The 15537-nt window shown below is 73.0% G+C and carries 17 protein-coding genes; 6 read left to right on the top strand and 11 right to left on the bottom strand.

The genetic code is table 11. The annotated features are described in order from the left end of the window. Positions 1 to 270: 270 nt before the first annotated feature. The 3 genes from ACZ66Z_RS23330 to ACZ66Z_RS23320 are packed head-to-tail and all read right to left on the bottom strand — an operon-like array spanning position 271 to position 1788. A complete protein-coding gene (locus ACZ66Z_RS23330; RefSeq protein WP_469936875.1) occupies positions 271 to 678 on the bottom strand; it encodes a hypothetical protein in 408 nt (135 codons plus the stop codon). 20 nt (positions 679 to 698) lie between these two features. After that, positions 699 to 980, bottom strand: coding sequence for a DUF397 domain-containing protein (locus ACZ66Z_RS23325; protein WP_469936873.1), 282 nt, complete (start codon positions 978 to 980; stop codon positions 699 to 701). Next, positions 940 to 1788 carry a helix-turn-helix domain-containing protein gene (locus ACZ66Z_RS23320; RefSeq protein ID WP_469936871.1) on the bottom strand — a complete coding sequence of 283 codons (849 nt, stop codon included), beginning with the start codon at positions 1786 to 1788 and terminating at the stop codon, positions 940 to 942. The genes ACZ66Z_RS23325 and ACZ66Z_RS23320 overlap by 41 nt, the downstream gene beginning before the upstream one ends. Positions 1789 to 1872: 84 nt before the next feature. Here ACZ66Z_RS23320 and ACZ66Z_RS23315 point away from each other — a divergent pair, with 84 nt between their 5' ends. Both ACZ66Z_RS23315 and ACZ66Z_RS23310 read left to right on the top strand, forming a co-directional pair. Next, positions 1873 to 2280 (top strand): ATP-binding protein, encoded by a 408-nt coding sequence (locus ACZ66Z_RS23315; protein ID WP_469936869.1) that lies wholly within the window; start codon positions 1873 to 1875, stop codon positions 2278 to 2280. A gap of 46 nt (positions 2281 to 2326) precedes the next feature. Next, positions 2327 to 2959, top strand: a complete 633-nt coding sequence (locus tag ACZ66Z_RS23310; protein WP_469936867.1) for a class I SAM-dependent methyltransferase — start codon at positions 2327 to 2329, stop codon at positions 2957 to 2959. A gap of 10 nt (positions 2960 to 2969) precedes the next feature. On the opposite strand, the gene ACZ66Z_RS23305 is transcribed toward ACZ66Z_RS23310, so the two are convergent. After that, positions 2970 to 4565 (bottom strand): hypothetical protein, encoded by a 1596-nt coding sequence (locus ACZ66Z_RS23305; protein ID WP_469936865.1) that lies wholly within the window; start codon positions 4563 to 4565, stop codon positions 2970 to 2972. 737 nt (positions 4566 to 5302) lie between these two features. Between ACZ66Z_RS23305 and ACZ66Z_RS23300 the strand changes: the two genes are divergently transcribed. The 3 genes from ACZ66Z_RS23300 to ACZ66Z_RS23290 all read left to right on the top strand — a co-directional run bounded on the left by ACZ66Z_RS23300 (position 5303) and on the right by ACZ66Z_RS23290 (position 8291). Then, positions 5303 to 6211 carry an N-acetylmuramoyl-L-alanine amidase gene (locus ACZ66Z_RS23300; RefSeq protein WP_469936863.1) on the top strand — a complete coding sequence of 303 codons (909 nt, stop codon included), beginning with the start codon at positions 5303 to 5305 and terminating at the stop codon, positions 6209 to 6211. Between the two features lie 105 nt (positions 6212 to 6316). Beyond that, positions 6317 to 7174, top strand: a complete 858-nt coding sequence (locus tag ACZ66Z_RS23295; protein WP_469936861.1) for a hypothetical protein — start codon at positions 6317 to 6319, stop codon at positions 7172 to 7174. A 106-nt stretch (positions 7175 to 7280) separates the two neighbouring features. Next, positions 7281 to 8291, top strand: a complete 1011-nt coding sequence (locus tag ACZ66Z_RS23290; protein WP_469936859.1) for an LLM class F420-dependent oxidoreductase — start codon at positions 7281 to 7283, stop codon at positions 8289 to 8291. Between the two features lie 3 nt (positions 8292 to 8294). Here the strand turns inward: ACZ66Z_RS23290 and ACZ66Z_RS23285 are convergent, their stop codons facing one another. The 4 genes from ACZ66Z_RS23285 to ACZ66Z_RS23270 all read right to left on the bottom strand — a co-directional run bounded on the left by ACZ66Z_RS23285 (position 8295) and on the right by ACZ66Z_RS23270 (position 12260). Beyond that, entirely contained in the window at positions 8295 to 8846 is a 552-nt protein-coding gene (locus tag ACZ66Z_RS23285) for a hypothetical protein (RefSeq protein WP_469936857.1), read from the bottom strand. Between the two features lie 138 nt (positions 8847 to 8984). Beyond that, a complete protein-coding gene (locus ACZ66Z_RS23280) occupies positions 8985 to 10073 on the bottom strand; it encodes a prenyltransferase/squalene oxidase repeat-containing protein (protein WP_469936855.1) in 1089 nt (362 codons plus the stop codon). Beyond that, positions 10070 to 10831 carry a class I SAM-dependent methyltransferase gene (locus ACZ66Z_RS23275; protein ID WP_469936853.1) on the bottom strand — a complete coding sequence of 254 codons (762 nt, stop codon included), beginning with the start codon at positions 10829 to 10831 and terminating at the stop codon, positions 10070 to 10072. Before ACZ66Z_RS23275 ends, ACZ66Z_RS23280 begins: the two co-directional genes overlap by 4 nt. A gap of 109 nt (positions 10832 to 10940) precedes the next feature. After that, a complete protein-coding gene (locus ACZ66Z_RS23270; RefSeq protein WP_469936851.1) occupies positions 10941 to 12260 on the bottom strand; it encodes a glycosyltransferase family 4 protein in 1320 nt (439 codons plus the stop codon). Between the two features lie 215 nt (positions 12261 to 12475). Here ACZ66Z_RS23270 and ACZ66Z_RS23265 point away from each other — a divergent pair, with 215 nt between their 5' ends. Further along, positions 12476 to 13099 (top strand): TetR family transcriptional regulator, encoded by a 624-nt coding sequence (locus ACZ66Z_RS23265; RefSeq protein ID WP_469936849.1) that lies wholly within the window; start codon positions 12476 to 12478, stop codon positions 13097 to 13099. 44 nt (positions 13100 to 13143) lie between these two features. On the opposite strand, the gene ACZ66Z_RS23260 is transcribed toward ACZ66Z_RS23265, so the two are convergent. The 3 genes from ACZ66Z_RS23260 to ACZ66Z_RS23250 form a co-directional block, all read right to left on the bottom strand. After that, the gene (locus tag ACZ66Z_RS23260) at positions 13144 to 13677 is read right to left on the bottom strand and encodes a hypothetical protein (protein WP_469936847.1); all 534 of its coding nucleotides are present in this window, start codon (positions 13675 to 13677) and stop codon (positions 13144 to 13146) included. 117 nt (positions 13678 to 13794) lie between these two features. Next, positions 13795 to 14028, bottom strand: a complete 234-nt coding sequence (locus tag ACZ66Z_RS23255) for a ferredoxin (RefSeq protein ID WP_469936845.1) — start codon at positions 14026 to 14028, stop codon at positions 13795 to 13797. Beyond that, positions 14028 to 15488: an aldehyde dehydrogenase gene (locus tag ACZ66Z_RS23250; RefSeq protein ID WP_469936843.1), complete on the bottom strand. Its 1461-nt coding sequence runs from the start codon at positions 15486 to 15488 to the stop codon at positions 14028 to 14030. The genes ACZ66Z_RS23255 and ACZ66Z_RS23250 overlap by 1 nt, the downstream gene beginning before the upstream one ends. Positions 15489 to 15537: the final 49 nt, after the last annotated feature.

The raw sequence follows: 15537 nt of genomic DNA, 5'->3' as shown, positions 1-15537 counted from the left end.
AACGCAAGAAGAGCATCCTTCACAGAGAACGAAGGCATGCCGGGGAGACCCGGGCGCCGTTCACGGTGAGCCGGGCATCACGGCATGGCGATGCTGCTCTCCCCCGGTGGGCGGTGTGGTCCCCCGACCGCCTATGACGTGCGTGCGTCGTGAGGGGGATGGTCGGTCCCCGACGGGCGCGACGCCACTCAACCCCGAGCGAGCAAGATGAGGCAAGGGAAATCCGCGGTCCGCGAAGGTTGCCGGTCATGGATTGACCAGAAGTGGTGTTCAGCTGCCCGCCCGACGCCTCACGGCAAGGGCGACGCTCGTGACGGTCGCGGCGACGGCGGTGGCCGCGAGGACGAGCAGTCCGGGGTTGACCCACCACGGGACGATCTCCGCGCCCTGGCAGACCAGGCTGACGGGCAGTGCGCTGCTGGAGTCCGGCATGACCTTCGCCCCCGCGGTGAACCAGCACGCGTCCTCCGGGAAGAGGAACGGCAGGTACGACAGCCCGTACAGGTGCAGCGCGCCGCCCGCGAGGAAGGTGAGTCCGGCGGTACAGGCGACCTTCTTGGTGGGGGTGCGGCGGGGCCGGGGCGGCGGGGGCGGTGCGGCGTTCTCCCGCCGGGCCCGTACCAGCCCCACGTACGTGATCCCCGCCCATGTCGGCAGGACGAGGGCGAGGATCACCATCCCCACGAGGGTCGCCACGGTCAGCGACCGATGCGCCCCTCGGCGGCGGCGCTCACGAAGGCCGTGAAGGCGGCGGGGGCGGCGAGGAAGGCGGGGCCTTCGGGGTTCTTGGAGTCGCGGATCGCGATGTGGGCGGCGAGGTCGGCGACCTCGACGCACTCGCCGCCGTTGTCTCCGCTGTACGAGGACTTACGCCAGGCGGCGGCGCCGCGGGGGGCGCACTCGACGCACTGCCCGCCGGTGTCTCCGCTGTACGAGGACTTACGCCAGCGCGCTCCCGCCAGGTTCTGGTTGCTCTCCATAGTGTTCCTCCATGACGCGGGTGATCAGCGCGGTCGAGTCCTCCACCGAGAGAGCGGCCGCTCGGAGGTGATCGTAACGGAGTGACCCTCGCCTGAACGCGGCTGAATCCACGGTCATATGACCCTGGACGAAGTCCTCGGTATAGACGAGGTCGGGGTCGTTCTCGAAGCGGAGGAGGTTGAAGGAGCCCATCTGCCCTCCGTGTGCGCCGACCTCGAAGGGGAGCATCTGAATCTTCACCCACTCGCGTTGTTGCATCCCCAACAAGTGGTCCAGTTGTTGCCGCATCACCTCCCGCCCTCCGACCTCCTGGTGCAACACCGCCTCGCTCATGACGACCCAGAGCAGGGGTGGGTTCTCACGTTCCAGGATCCGCTGGCGCTCCATGCGGGCCGCGACCAGTCCGTCGAGATCGCTCTCGGATCCGGCGCTCAGGACAGCCCGGGCGTATCCCTCCGACTGCAGCAGGCCGTCGACCAGCTGCGCCTGGAACGAGCAGAGGTACGTCGCCCTCGCCTCCATCTCCGCGTACGGACGAAACCACGACGGCAGTTGGCTCCTCAGCACCAGCCCCGCCAGCCGCGTGAAGAAGCCGCCCGTCAGCAGCGCCGCGTCGAGCCGCTCCGAGAACTCCCTGGTCGGGACCTTTCTCGCCGTCTCGATCTGGCCGACCAGCGAGCCGGTGCAGAAGAGGATGTCGCCGAGCTGCGACTGACTGAGCCCGGCCTCCTCCCTCAGTCGGCGGAGTTCGTACCCGTAGTAGTCCAGCGGCGAGGCGCTGGGATCCAGGCTGCGGATGTTGACCACGGCGAGGTCACCCCCAAGCAGACGCACCGAGGCGTTGTGTTCAGACCGTAGCCGAGCGTAACGAAACCGCCCCACCCTGGGGGCATGAATCAGGCAACCGACCTCTATCCCGCAGAACTTGCCACCAGTTACCGCATGGGGTTCACCGTCGGTGAGCATTCCGCCGGGCACATGCGTCGCATCCTGCGCATGTTCCTCACGCGCTGGGGGCTCGACCACCTCGCCGACCCGGCGACGCTCGCGCTCACCGAGCTCGTCGCGAACGTCGTGCGGCACGTGCCGGGCCGGCGGTGTTCCGTGCTGATGCTGCGGGAGCCGTACGGGCTGCGGGTCGAGGTCGCGGACGGCGTGCCCGGCGCGGTGTGCGCGAAGGCGGCCGGGCCGCTGGACGAGGGCGGGCGGGGGCTCGTCCTGGTGGAGGCGGTGGCGGACCGGTGGGGGGTCGAGGAGCGGGCCGACGGGAAGACGGTGTGGTTCGCGTGCGACGCGTAGGGCACGATGGGCGACCGTACCCGCGTACCCGCCAGTAGGAGTGACCATGTCCGTGCCCGCGCCCGAGATTCTTGCCGCCTTCGAGGCCGCGAAGGGCTTCATGCCCGTCGGGGAGGGGCTGGCGCTGTACGGAGCGGCTGCCGAGGCCGCGAAGCTCGGGCTGCCGCTCCTGGAGGTCGGGACGTACTGCGGGCGCTCGACGATCCTGCTCGCCGACGCGGCCCGGCAGGCGGGGACGGTCGCGGTGACCGTGGACCACCACCGGGGCAGCGAGGAGCAGCAGCCGGGCTGGGAGTACCACGACGAGACCGTGGTCGACCCGGAGGTGGGGGTCATGGACACCCTGCCGACCTTCCGCCGGACCCTGCGCAAGGCGGGGCTCGAGGAGCACGTGATCGCGGTGGTCGGCAGGTCGCCGCAGGTCGCGAAGGTGTGGGGCGGGCAGCTCGGGCTCGTGTTCGTCGACGGCGGGCACACCGACGAGCACGCCACGAACGACTACGAGGGCTGGGCCCCCAAGGTCGCCCCCGGGGGCCTGCTCGTCATCCACGACGTCTTCCCGGACCCGGAGGACGGTGGCCAGGCGCCGTACCGGATCTACCTCCGCGCCCTGGAGTCGGGTGACTTCGAGGAGGTCTCGGTCACCGACTCGCTGCGGGTGCTGCGCCGCCCGGCCTGATCCCCGGACCTCAGAACAGCGAGGTCACGTACAGGCAGTTCGTGTAGCTGTAGCCCGGTTCGATCTTCGTCTTGCTCGACTTGGTGTCCCCGGCCGACGAGGCCCCGGTGGCCGCCCGCTTCTGGAGGAAGTGGTAGTCGCCGGCGGGCAGCAGCAGGGTCGCCTTCGGGTACTTCGAGGACGGCCCCGTGCAGGCCTTGATCTTCGGGGCGTTCGCGGCCAGCGAGGCCTGGTACTTCTTGCAGGTCCCGCACGCCTTGAGGGTGACCCTGCCGGTCATCGGGCCCGTGTAGAGCACCTCGACCTCGCCGGGGCCGTCGTTGCTCACCACCATGACCATCCGGGCACCGCCGGGGACGTCGGCCGACGGCAGGCTCCGACCGGCCTCCGGCTCCTCCTCGGCGATCTCGGCGGCGATGGCGATCGAGCGGGCGTGGGCGGCCTTCGGGCTGTTCGGGTACGCCTTGGCGTAGTCCGTCATGGCCGTGGCCGCCTCGCTGAACTCCTTGTCCTTGAAGTGGTCGGTCCCGCAGGCGAAGTCGCCCTTCTGGACCGCGTCCGCCGCCTCCTTCGGCGTCCCTCCGAGGAACGGGTCGGGCATCGCGTCCAGGGAGGAGGCCAGCGTGCGCAGCTGGTCGGTGGCGTCACAGGGCTCGGTGCCGCCGAGGGCGGCCGTGCGGGTCCGGATCGCCTCCCGGACGGCCGGCTCGACGCGGGTCGCCTGGGCGGACTTCGGGAAGGTGTCGAGGAGCGCGTTGAGGCTCTCGCTCGCCGGCGGGTTCGCCGTCCGCACGCCGAGCGCCGCCGTACCGCACTGGTACAGCGACTCGGCCAGCGGCTCGTCCGTCCTGGCGGGCCGGGAGCCGAGCAGTTCCTTGTCCACGGTGGAGGGGAGCTCGCGCAGGTGCTTGAGCGGCGGGACGGCCGCGCAGTACTCCTTCTTCCCGTAGGGGGCGGAGACCGTCTTGTAGTACGCGTCGAGGCGGGCGGGGACGAGCTTCCCGGCCCGCGAGCCCGCGTGCTTCGTGCCGAGGTCCGCGTAGGTGTCGAGCGCCTTGCGGAGGGTCGGCTCGGCCTGCTCGAAGGCGAGGCCGTCGGCCTCCTTCACCTGGGCGTCGGCCGCCGCGAGCCGTTCGAGCAGCGCCTGCTCCTTCGCCTCGTCGCGGGCGGCGCCGTACGCGAGGGAGCCTCCGGCGGGCACGGCGAGCAGCACGAGCGCGAGCGGCAGCGCCAGGCGCCGGAAGGAGGCGCCGATCCGGAGCGTGGCGCGCAGTCCGCGCCGGGCTCCGTCGGCGGCGACGGCGAGCAGGAAGACCCCGTAGCCGGCGAGGAGCCCGACGGGCACGCCGTCGACGTCGGCGGGGAGCGCGGCCACGAGCAGGGCGGCGGTGGCGAGCCAGCAGAGCGCGGCGCCGATCCAGTTCCGCAGCAGGACGTAGCCGAGGCCGAGGCAGGACAGGTTGAGCAGGCCGATCATGGCGGCCTGGGCGGGGTTCGCGTCGCCGGGCGGCTGCGCGGGGCCGGGCGCCGGCGGCGGGCCGTAACCGGGCGGCCCGTACCCCGGCGGCGGCCCGAAACCGGGCGGGGCGCCGGGCGGCGGCGGCACGGTCCCGGCCCCTGCCCAGCCGGGCGCGGTCGGGGGCCCGGGCGGGGAGGCGGACGGAGTGGCGCCCGCCCCTTCAGCCCGCGCCCCGGACCCGGCCCCGGACCCGGCACCGGCCGGCGCCCCGAAGGCGAGCGTGGGCGTCCCGGCGCCGGAGCCGGCGGCCGGAGCGCCGGAGGCCTCCGGAGCCTGGACGTCGTGAGCCGCCGGGGCCGGGGGCGGGGTCGGGAGCGGCGCCGCGGGGGCGGCCGGGGCCGGAGCGGCCCAGGGCGGTGCGTCCGCAGGCGCATCGGAGCGCGCTCCGGCAGGCGTGCCCGCCGGGCCATCGGAAGACGCCCCCGCAGGCTTACCCGCCGGAGCATCGGAGCGCGCCCCCGCAGGCGTGCCCGCCGGAGCGTCGGAAGGCGCTCCCGAGGAGCCCTCCGAGGCCGTTCCGGACGGCCCTCCCGAAGAGTCCCCGGGAGCCGTTCCCGACGGCGTGCCGGGCGCCGGGCCGCTCCCCTTGATCAACCAGTCGCCGCCCGGAGGTCTGTCGTTCGGTTCGGGACGTGCGTCGTTCGGTTCTTCCCCCACCACGGTTCCCCCTCGCGGGTCCGGTGCGCGGCAGCACCCCACCGCCGCCTTGTTCCGACCTACCCTTCACGGTTCGCCCACACGCGTCCACCGGTCCGTGACGACGGTGACCAACCTGCTACGCATCCCTGCGGCATTTCGCCCCGCACAGGGCCTAAAGTCGCGGGGTGCCGTACGACCACCGGAACACCGCCCGCCGTACCCTCGCCCTCGCCCTCGCCGCCGCGGGCTGCTGCGCCGCGCTCGCCGGGTGCGCGGCCTCCCAGGCCTCGCCGCCGAACGGGAAGGCCCGGGGGACCGAGACGACCCGGAGCGAGAGCGGGACGCAGTCCCGCCCGCCGTTCGCCTCGCCCTCCGCCCCCCGGCCCGCCCGCTCGCCGCTGCCCGCCTCCCCGGCGGGCCGTTCGCTCGCCGGGAAGACCGTCGTCATCGACCCCGGTCACAACTCCGGCAATTTCCGCCATTCCACCGAAATCAACAAGAAGGTCGACATCGGGACGGTCCGGAAGGAGTGCGACACCACCGGCACCTCCACCGACGCCGGTTACACCGAGGCCTCCTTCACCCTCGACGTCTCCCACCGGCTGCGGGACCTCCTCACCGCGCGCGGCGCCGAGGTGGTGCTCACCCACGACGGCGACCGCCCCTGGGGCCCCTGCATCGACGAGCGGGCCGGGATCGGCAACGCCGCCCGTGCCGACGCCGTCGTCTCCGTCCACGGGGACGGCTCGGCCGCGGGCCACCGCGGCTTCCACGTGATCCTTCCCGCGAAGGTGCGCGCGGGCTCCGCCGACACCGCGAAGATCGTCGCCCCCTCCCGCGCCCTCGGCGAGCGGATCGCGGAGCGCTTCGCCCGTGCCACCGGGACCTCTCCCGCCAACTACATCGGTTCCGGTACGGGGTTGGACGTACGGGACGACCTGGGCGGCCTCAATCTCTCGACCGTCCCCAAGGTCTTCGTCGAATGCGGCAATATGCGTGACCCGAAGGACGCCCGGCTGTTCACGTCGTCGACGTGGCGGCAGAAGGCGGCCCAGGGGCTGGCGGACGGCATCGCCACCTACCTCCGGGGGTAGTACCGGCGGGCGATAGATTCGCTCCGTACGATGGGGCCACCCTCCTGTCATGAACCTGAGCGCCACCCCGACGCGACGACCGACGACCCGACGAAGGACTCTTACGTGAATATCCGCTCCCTCACCCGAGGCGATGGCGTGCTGATCGGTGCAGCGGTGGTGCTGTTCATCGCCTCGTTCCTCGGCATCGCCGGCTGCAACGCCGGCGCCGACATCTGTGACAAGGTCGACACCCCGAACTCGTGGGAGTTCTCGCAGCTCGGCTGGGGCTCCTTCTTCCTCGGCATCGTCGGCGCCGCCCTCGTCGTCGTCTCCCGCTCCCTGCCGCAGCCGCGCAAGGTGGCCGGCCTGGAGCTCGGCCAGGTCGGCGCCGCGTTCACCCTCGCGTCCGCCTGGACGCTGCTCATGTGGATCTTCGAGGCGGACAACGCCGGCGCCGGCCTGATCCTCGGCCTCATCGCCGCCCTGGTCCTGGCCGGTGCCGCCGTCGCCGGTCCGCTGGTCCCCGCCCTCAAGGCCCCGCTCGTCGGCGCGCCCAAGCCGCAGACCCCGCAGCCGTACGGCATGCAGCACGGCCAGCCGGGTCAGCCGGGCGTCCCCGGCGGCTACGGCTACCCGGGCGCGCAGCAGCAGCCGTACGGCGGGCCGCAGGACCCCTCGCAGGGTGCGGGTCAGCCGTTCGGCGCGCAGGCCGCCGCCCCGCAGCCGCAGGCCGCGCAGCAGCCCGAGCCGCAGGCGGCCGCTCCGGCCGCGCAGCCGGCCTCGGACTTCGCGCCCTTCTGGTTCGCGGTCCCGGTCGCGCGTCCGCTGTACGCGGAGGACGGCTCCCAGGCGCCGATCGCCGAGCTCGCCCCGGGCACCTGGTACCTCGCGGTCGAGCAGCGCGGCCCGGGCCTGGTGGCCCAGACGCAGGACGGCCGCCGCGGCGTCCTCCAGGACACGACGGGCATCCAGCGCGGCTGATCCCCGCTCGCGAACGGCCCCCCGCCCGGAATCCCTTCCGGGCGGGGGGCCGTTGCCGTACAGTCCCCGCAACACACCTGACGGAGCGTCAGAAAGGATGCGGGGCATGCGACTCGGACTCGCCCTCGGCTACTGGGGCCGCGGCCCCTCCCCCGACCGCCTCGACCTCGCCCGCGAGGCCGAACGGCTCGGCTACGACTCCGTGTGGACCGCCGAGGCCTGGGGCTCCGACGCCTTCACCGCGCTGACCTGGATCGCCGCCCACACCAGCCGCGTCCGGCTGGGCACCGCCGTCGCGCAGATGGCCGCCCGCGCCCCCACCACCACCGCGATGCACGCGCTCACGCTCGACCACCTCTCCGGCGGACGCGTGCTGCTCGGGCTCGGCCTGTCCGGGCCGCAGGTCGTCGAGGGCTGGTACGGGCGCCCCTTCCCCCGCTCCCCGCTGACCGCGACCCGCGAGTACGTGGACGTGGTCCGCCAGGTGCTGCGCCGCGAGGCCCCCGTCCGGCTCGACGGGCTCCACCACTCCCACCCGTACGACGGTCCGGACGGCACCGGCCTCGGCAAGGCCCTCAAGTCGATCACCCATCCGCTGCGCGCCGACGTCCCCGTCCTGCTCGGCGCCGAGGGCCCCAGGAACATCGCGCAGACCCTCGCGATCGCCGACGGCTGGCTGCCCCTCTACTGGACGCCCGACCGCTGGGCCGAGGTGTACGCCCTGCCGGAGACCCTTCCCGAGGGCTTCCTCGTCGCCCCCATGGTCCGGGCGCGGCTCTGCGCGGACGTGGCCGGGGGACTGCTCCCGGTCAAGGCGATGCTCGGCTTCTACATCGGCGGCATGGGGCACGCGGCCCGCAACTTCCACGCCGACCTGATGGGACGCATGGGGTACGCGAAGGAGGCCCGTCGCGTCCAGGAGCTGTTCGCGGCGGGCCGGCGCGAGGAGGCCGTGCTCGCCGTGCCGGACGCCTTCGCGGACGAGATCTCGCTCGTCGGCCCCCGGAAGCGGATCGCCCGGCGCCTGGAGGCGTGGCGGCGGGGCCCGGTGACGGACCTGCTGGTCACCTCACCGGACCCCGCCGCGCTCCGCCTGCTGGCGGAGCTCAACGCCTAGGCGTCAGCCGCCACTCAGCTGGGAGGCGCTGGGGACCTTGTCCACGACGTTCGCGCCGGCGTTCTTCCCCGCCTCCTTGACGCTGTTGATGACGCCCTCGAAGGCGCCGACGTCCGCGTCGCCCGCGTCGCCCTTGCGGAGCTTCGTCCCCAGGTCCTTGAGCGAGTCGATCCCGGCGGAGAGCGGCGCGACCGCCTTCGAGAGCAGCGGGTCGCCCTTGGCGTTGTTCACCGCCGCCTTGAGCCGGTTGTACGTGAACGCGCCCGCGAGACCCGCCTTCACCAGGGTGAGGGTCCGGCCGTCCGCGCCCTTCTTGAACTTCCCCGCGCGGTACGGCTTCACGATCCACTGGTACGTGGCGCCCGCGGCCAGCCCGGCATTGGCCACGAACCGCGTCTTCGCCAGCTTCTGCTGCTGGAAGCTCGCGGAGGCCGAGGGGGTGGAGGCCGCGGTCGCGCCCTGCGTGTCGTCGTTGCTGTCGCAGGCGGCGGTGGTCAGGAGCAGGGCGCAGGACAGCAGCAGCGCCACGACTCCGCGCGAAACACTTCTGGGCACGACGGGACCTCCCTGGTGACGGTGCCGCCAGCCTCACCCGGGGGTCCCGCGCCCGCCAGCCGGACGGCTCCGAACGGGGCCGGGCCCCGCCGGAGCCCGGGCCGGACCTCGTTCCCCGAGGTCCGGTCCGCCGGGAGGTCAGGCGCAGCAGTCGGGCTCCAGGCCGCTCGGCAGCCGTTCGCCGCCGAAGACGGCGACCGTCGCCTCCTCGCCGCCGAGGGCCGCGACCGCGAGGAGGAGGGAGCCCGCGGTCCAGGCGGTCTGCTCCTCGGGCCACACGGCCTTGTCGTCCTCCGTGGCGCCCTCGAAGACGTACCCCGTCCAGTACATGCCGTTCCCGGCGCGCAGGTGCCGGATGTCCTGGAGGATCGCGAGGGCCCGGTCGGACTCGCCCATCGCCCAGAGCGTGAGGGCGAGTTCGCAGCTCTCGCCGCCGGTGACCCACGGGTTGGGCACCACGCAGCGCACGCCGAGGCCGGGGACGACGAACCGGTCCCAGTCGGCCTCGATCCGGGCCCGCGCCTCGGCTCCGGTGACCGCGCCGCCGAGGACCGGGTAGTACCAGTCCATCGAGTAGCGGGACTTGTCGAGGAAGCGCTCGGGGTGCCGGCGGATCGCGTGGCCGAGGGCTCCGGCGGCCAGCTCCCAGTCGGGCTGCGGCTCCTCGCGGACCTCGGCGATGGCGAGGGCGCAGCGCAGTGCCTGGTGGATGGAGGAGCTGCCGGTGAGCAGCGCGTCGTGCACCGGCGTGCCGTCGGGCTCGCGCTTCCAGCCGATCTGGCCGCCGGGCCGCTGGAGCCCGAGGACGAACTCCACGGCCGCGTAGACGACGGGCCACATCCGGTCGAGGAAGGCGTCGTCGCCGGTGGAGAGGTAGTGGTGCCAGACGCCGACCGCGACGTACGCGACGAAGTTGGACTCCAGGCTCCGGTCGGTGACCTGCTCCGGGTCGCCGTCGTGGTAGGCCGCGTACCAGGAGCCGTCGGCGTTCTGGTGGCGGGCGAGCCACTCGTAGGCGCGGGTCGCGGCGGCGTGCTCGCCGGCCGCGTCCAGGGCCATGGCGGCCTCGGTGTGGTCCCACGGGTCCAGGTGGTGGCCGCGGAACCAGGGGACGGCGCCGTCCTCGCGCTGCACGGCGAGTATCCCCGCCACGGTCTCGGCGGCCTGCTCGGCGGTGAGCACCCCGGGCAGGACGAGGTGCTCCGCGATCCGCTCGGGGGACGTCACTTGGCCGCGTCCGCGGTGTCGGCGGGGGCCGCGGCGGCCTTCGGGAGGTGGGGCTTGGTCGCGTACGCCACGAAGCTCTTGCCGACGACCGGGTTGAGCAGCTGCTCGGCGACCCGGGTCAGGGCGGGCTTCTTCATGATGTCCCAGACCAGGAGCTTGTGGTACGCGCGGACCGGCAGCGCCTTGTCGTTGTCGACGCCGAAGGCGCACTTCAGCCACCAGTACGGCGAGTGCAGCGCGTGCGCGTGGTGGGTGCCGTACGGCCTGAGGCCGGCCTGCCGGATCTTGCCGAGCAGCTCGTCGGCCTTGTAGATGCGGATGTGGCCGCCCTCGACCTCGTGGTACGCGTCGGAGAGCGCCCAGCAGACCTTCTCGGGGCCGTACCGGGGCACGGTGATCGCGATCCGGCCGCCCGGCTTGAGGACGCGGACCATCTCGGCGAGCACGCCCTTGTCGTCGGGGATGTGCTCCATGACCTCGGAGATGATGACGACGTCGAAGGACTCGTCGGGGAACGGCAGGTTGAGGGCGTCGCCCTCCATCGCGGTGGCGGTCGCGCCGGCGGGGGCCTCGCCGGCCTCCTTCATGGCGGCGAACCACGTGGCGACCTCGCGGATCTCCTCGCCGTTCTGGTCGAGGGCCACGACCTGGGCGCCGCGCCGGTAGCACTCGAAGGCGTGCCGGCCCGCACCGCAGCCCAGATCGAGCACACGGTCGCCGGGGGCGAGCGGGAAGCGGGTGAAGTCGACGGTCAGCACGAGGTCTGCCTTTCGGGGTTGACGGAGGGTTGCGGGCAGGCGTTCCGCAGGGCGGAACGGGTGGGCACCACCCCATCACCGGGCCGCACCCGGCAGCGATGGCGACGTGTCACCGGCGGACTCCGGCACCCTGCCGGGCCACGGCCTCGCGGTACAGCTCGGCCGTGCCCTGCGCCGCACGGGCCCAGGTGAAGTTGGCCAGGACCCGTGCACGACCGGCGGCACCGAGCCGGGTCCGCAGATCGAGATCGCCCAGCACCCGCCCGAGCGCGGCGGCCAACGCCCCCGCGTCGCCCGGCGGCACCGCCAGACAGGTCTCGCCGTCGGCCCCCGCGACCTCGGGGATCGCCCCACCGGTCGTGGCGACCAGCGGAGTCCCCGTCGCCATGCCCTCCGCGGCCGGCAGCGAGAACCCCTCGTACAGCGAGGGCACGCAGGCGACCTGCGCGGACCGGTAGAGGTCGACGAGCTCGGCGTCGCTGATGCCCTTGACGAACTCGACGGCGCCGTCGAGCCCGTACCGCTCGATGGCCTGCGCGACGGGGCCGTCCTCGGCGCGCCTGCCGACCACGACCAGGTGTGCGTCGGGGTTCTCGGTGCGGAGCTTGGCGAGCGCCTCGATCAGGTGGACGAGGCCCTTGAGGGGGACGTCGGCGCTGGAGGTGGTGACGATCCGGCCCGGGACCTCGGCGACGGACGCGTCCGGGGACCAGAGGTCGGTGTCGGCGCCGATGTGGACGACCTCGATGCGGTCCTCGCGGACGCCGAGGTGCTCGACGATCTCCTGGCGGGAGGTGCCGGAGACGGTGAGCACGGACGGCAGCCGGCGGGCGACCTTCTTCTGCATGCGGGTGAAGGCGTACCAGCGGCGGACGGAGGCGCGGCGCCTCCAGTCGGCGGCGGCGTCGAGTTCGAGCTGCCGGTCGACGGTGATCGGGTGGTGGATCGTCGTGACGAGCGGCGCGCCGATGGCGCGCGGGCCGCCGAGGAGTCCGTACCCGAGGGTCTGGTTGTCGTGGACGACGTCGAAGTCGCCGCGGCGGGCGGCGAGCAGGCGCCGGGCGCGCAGGGAGAAGGTGAGCGGTTCGGGGAAGCCGCCGGTCCACATGGTGGCGACCTCGAGGGCGTCGATCCAGTCCCGGTACTCGTCGCGCTTCGGGGTCCGGAAGGGGTCCGGCGAGCGGTACAGGTCGAGGCTGGGGACCTCGGTGAGCGGCACGCCCTCGTCGAGCGTCGGGTACGGCTGGGAGCCGATGACCTCGACGGTGTGCCCGAGGCGGGCGAGCTCGCGGGAGAGGTGCCGGACGTAGACGCCCTGACCCCCGCAGAACGGGTTCCCCTTGTACGTGAGGAGAGCGATCCGCAACGGACCGTCACCGGCCGCGGTGACGCCCTGCCGGGGGCTTGCCTCTATGGCCTCAGCGGTCATGCGCGACCCCCTTCGAGCGTGCGTTTCGCCGGAGCGTAACCGCTCGCGCTAATCTAGAACAAGTTACAGACTTGATCGTTCTTGATCCTTCAAGGAGCACAGAATCTACCGGCAGGTAGCTCCGTGGTGAGAGCCGGAACAGGTGATTCGCGCCACGGCGGTCGCGCCGCCATACTGTCGCTCCCCCGCACGGAAGCCGCACGGAACGGGACCTCATGACCGCAGACCACAGGGCGGACCACAGACCCGCGTCGCCGCCCCTCACGGAGCGCCAGGAGGCACGGCGCCGCCGCATCCTGAACGCCAGCGCCCAGCTCGCCGCCAGGGGCGGCTTCGACGCCGTGCAGATGCGGGAGGTCGCCGAGGCGGCGGGGGTCGCCCTCGGCACGCTCTACCGCTACTTCCCCTCCAAGATCCACCTGCTCGTGGCGACCATGCAGGACCAGCTCCAGCACATGCACACCACGCTGCGGAAGCGGCCGCCCGGCGGCGCGGACCCGGCGGAGCGGGTCGCCGAGACCCTGATGCGCGCCTTCCGGGCGCTCCAGCGGGAACCGCAGCTGGCCGACGCGATGGTGCGGGCGCTGACCTTCGCGGACCGCAGCGTGAGCCCCGAGGTCGACACGGTCTCCCGGCTGACGACGGCGATCATCCTGGACGCGATGGGGGCGGAGCACCCGACCCCGAGCCAGCTCTCGGCGGTCCGGGTGATCGAGCACACCTGGCACTCGGCGCTGATCACCTGGCTGTCCGGACGCGCCTCGATCGCACAGGTGAAGATCGACATCGAGACGGTCTGCCGGCTGATCGACCTGACGGCACCGGAGCCGACGGGCTGAGGAGCGCCGCTCGCACCCCCGGCGGGGGCACGAGCGGCTCCGGGTCAGGGCTTCTTGTGCTTGGCGTTCTCCGCCTCCATGGCCGCCTGGCACTCCGGGCCGGCGTCGGTGGCGACGAACATCACGAGCTTCAGCGGGCCCTGCGAGTGGTTGCTGGCCTGGAGCCGCCAGGTGCTCTTCGTCAGGGACTTGATCTGAGAGCCCATCTGCTCGACCGACTTGCCCTCCGCCCAGCCACCGCCGGTCAGGGTCGCGACCGTGTCCGCGTAGGACTTCTTCGGGTCGGCGGCCTTCTCGGCGTCGGCCGTCCAGGAGACCATGCAGTCCTTCAGTGCCGGCGGCACCGCCTCGCCCGAGGAGTCCTGCGTGAAGCCGGCGCCCGTCGCCGCGTCCGTCAACTCCTTGGTGACCGCGGCCGCGTCCAGCTTCCCCTCGCTCGAACCGCCCGCGCCGGAGCCGCCCGTCGCGGCCGAACCGGCCGAGGACGAACCGCTCTCGTCCGTACCGCCCTCGCCGCCACAGCCCGCGACGAGCAGCGCCACACCGGCGGCCGCGGCCACCCACATCGCCTTGCGCACAACACTCCCGAATCAGCACGCACGAAGGCCTCTTGCCCCCGTTTTCACGGGGCACAGTTTTGCACGCGGGAACGAGGGCACCGTCCATCCGACGCGCTCCCCCGCCGTCGGCCCGGGTCACTCCTCCGGCGGGAACACCGGCTCCCCTCCGTCCGCCAGGGTGATCAGGATCGCCTCCACCGGACAGCCCTCCGCCGCCGCGAGGAGGCGTTCGCCCGCGTCCGTCTCCGGTTCCACCGGGTGGGACTGGCGGGCCGTGTCGAGGCGGAAGCCGGCCGGGGCGTGGTCGACGCACATGCCGGAGCCGATGCAGACGCTCCGGTCGACCTCGACGTGCCAGCGGTCGCCCATCACGCGTCCCCGTATCCGGCCGGCAGGTGGATCATCTTGTGCTCCAGGTACTCGCCGAAGCCCTCGGGCCCGAACTCCCGCCCCACGCCGCTGTTCTTGTAGCCGCCGAAGGGGCCGAGCATGTCGAGGCTGAAGGTGTTGACGTTGAAGGTGCCGGTGCGCACGCCCCGGGCGAAGTCGATCCCGTGCTCCACGTCCCCGGTCCAGACGCTGCCGCTGAGCCCGAAGTCGGAGTCGTTCGCGATCCGCAGGGCCTCGGCCTCGTCCCCGTACGGCAGGAGGCAGACGACCGGGCCGAAGATCTCCTCGCGGGCGATCCGCATGGAGTTGTCGACGTCCCCGAAGAGGGTCGGCTCGACGTACCAGCCCCGATCGAGGCCGTCCGGGCGGCCGCCGCCGGTGAGCAGCTTCGCGCCCTCCGCCTGGCCGATCCCGATGTAGTCGAGGGAGCGCCGCTGCTGGCGGCGGGCGACGAGCGGGCCGACCTGGGTGGCCGGGTCGAGCGGGTCGCCGACGACGAGCGCGCCGGCCGCCGCCGCGAAGGCCTCGGCGATCTCCTCGTAGCGCGAGCGGGGCGCGAGGATGCGGGTCTGGGCCACGCACGCCTGCCCGTTGTTCATCCAGGCGGCCGGGACGATCCCGGCGACGGCGGCCTCCAGGTCCGCGTCCGGCAGGATCACGGCGGCCGACTTGCCGCCCAGTTCGAGGGTGACGCGGGTGAGGTTGCGGGAGGCGACCTCCATGACCCGCCTGCCGGCGGCGACCGAGCCGGTGAAGGAGACCTTGTCGACGCCGGGGTGGCCGACGAGGTACTCGCTGACCTCGCGGTCGGCGGGCAGGATCGACAGGACCCCCTCCGGGAGGCCGGCCTCGGCCGCGATCTCGCCGAGGATGTACGAGTCGAGGGGCGACTCCGGCGAGGGCTTGAGGACCACCGTGCAGCCGGCGAGCAGCGCGGGGCCCAGCTTGGCGGCGGCGGTGAACTGCGGCACGTTCCACGGGACGACGGCCGCGACGACGCCGACCGGCTCGCGCCGCACGAGCAGCGGTCCGAGGGCGCCGGCGCGCCGCTCCTCGTACGGGAAGTCCCGGGCGACGGTGATCGCCGCGTCCCAGACCATCATCGCGCCGAGCGCCTGGGCGAGGACGGACCAGGAGTACGGGGAGCCGTTCTGCGCGCTGATGGAACGGCCGATCTCCTCGTACCGCGCGGCGATCGCGTCCTTGATGCGGCCGACGACGGCGATCCGCTCCTCGACCGTCGCCCGGGGCCAGGGCCCCTCGTCGAAGGCCCGGCGTGCGGCGGCGACGGCCCGGTCGACGTCGGCCTCGGAGGCGTGCGGGACACGGCCGATGACCTGCTCGGTGTGCGGGGAGATCACCTCGATCACCCCGTCACCGAGGGGTTCGGCCAGCTCCCCGCCGATGAACAGCCTTCCGTGCTCCACAAGCTCGGTCATGACCGCTGCCTCCCGAGGAGATGGAATTGCCCTGAGTTCCTGACGGTGC

It is taken from the genome of Streptomyces sp. NPDC107498 (genome assembly GCF_055582805.1).
Note: the sequence above shows the minus strand (reverse complement) of the source record. Positions and strands in the feature narration are given on the sequence as shown.

Coding starts and splice junctions, on each gene's coding strand:
- ACZ66Z_RS23315 (WP_469936869.1), top strand. CDS start 1,873: ATGAATCAGGCAACCGACCTCTATCCCGCAGAACTTGCCACCAGTTAC.
- ACZ66Z_RS23270 (WP_469936851.1), bottom strand. CDS start 12,260: ATGACCGCTGAGGCCATAGAGGCAAGCCCCCGGCAGGGCGTCACCGCG.
- ACZ66Z_RS23290 (WP_469936859.1), top strand. CDS start 7,281: ATGCGACTCGGACTCGCCCTCGGCTACTGGGGCCGCGGCCCCTCCCCC.
- ACZ66Z_RS23310 (WP_469936867.1), top strand. CDS start 2,327: ATGTCCGTGCCCGCGCCCGAGATTCTTGCCGCCTTCGAGGCCGCGAAG.
- ACZ66Z_RS23255 (WP_469936845.1), bottom strand. CDS start 14,028: ATGGGCGACCGCTGGCACGTCGAGGTCGACCGGAGCGTCTGCATCGGC.
- ACZ66Z_RS23250 (WP_469936843.1), bottom strand. CDS start 15,488: ATGACCGAGCTTGTGGAGCACGGAAGGCTGTTCATCGGCGGGGAGCTG.
- ACZ66Z_RS23265 (WP_469936849.1), top strand. CDS start 12,476: ATGACCGCAGACCACAGGGCGGACCACAGACCCGCGTCGCCGCCCCTC.
- ACZ66Z_RS23330 (WP_469936875.1), bottom strand. CDS start 678: ATGGTGATCCTCGCCCTCGTCCTGCCGACATGGGCGGGGATCACGTAC.
- ACZ66Z_RS23325 (WP_469936873.1), bottom strand. CDS start 980: ATGGAGAGCAACCAGAACCTGGCGGGAGCGCGCTGGCGTAAGTCCTCG.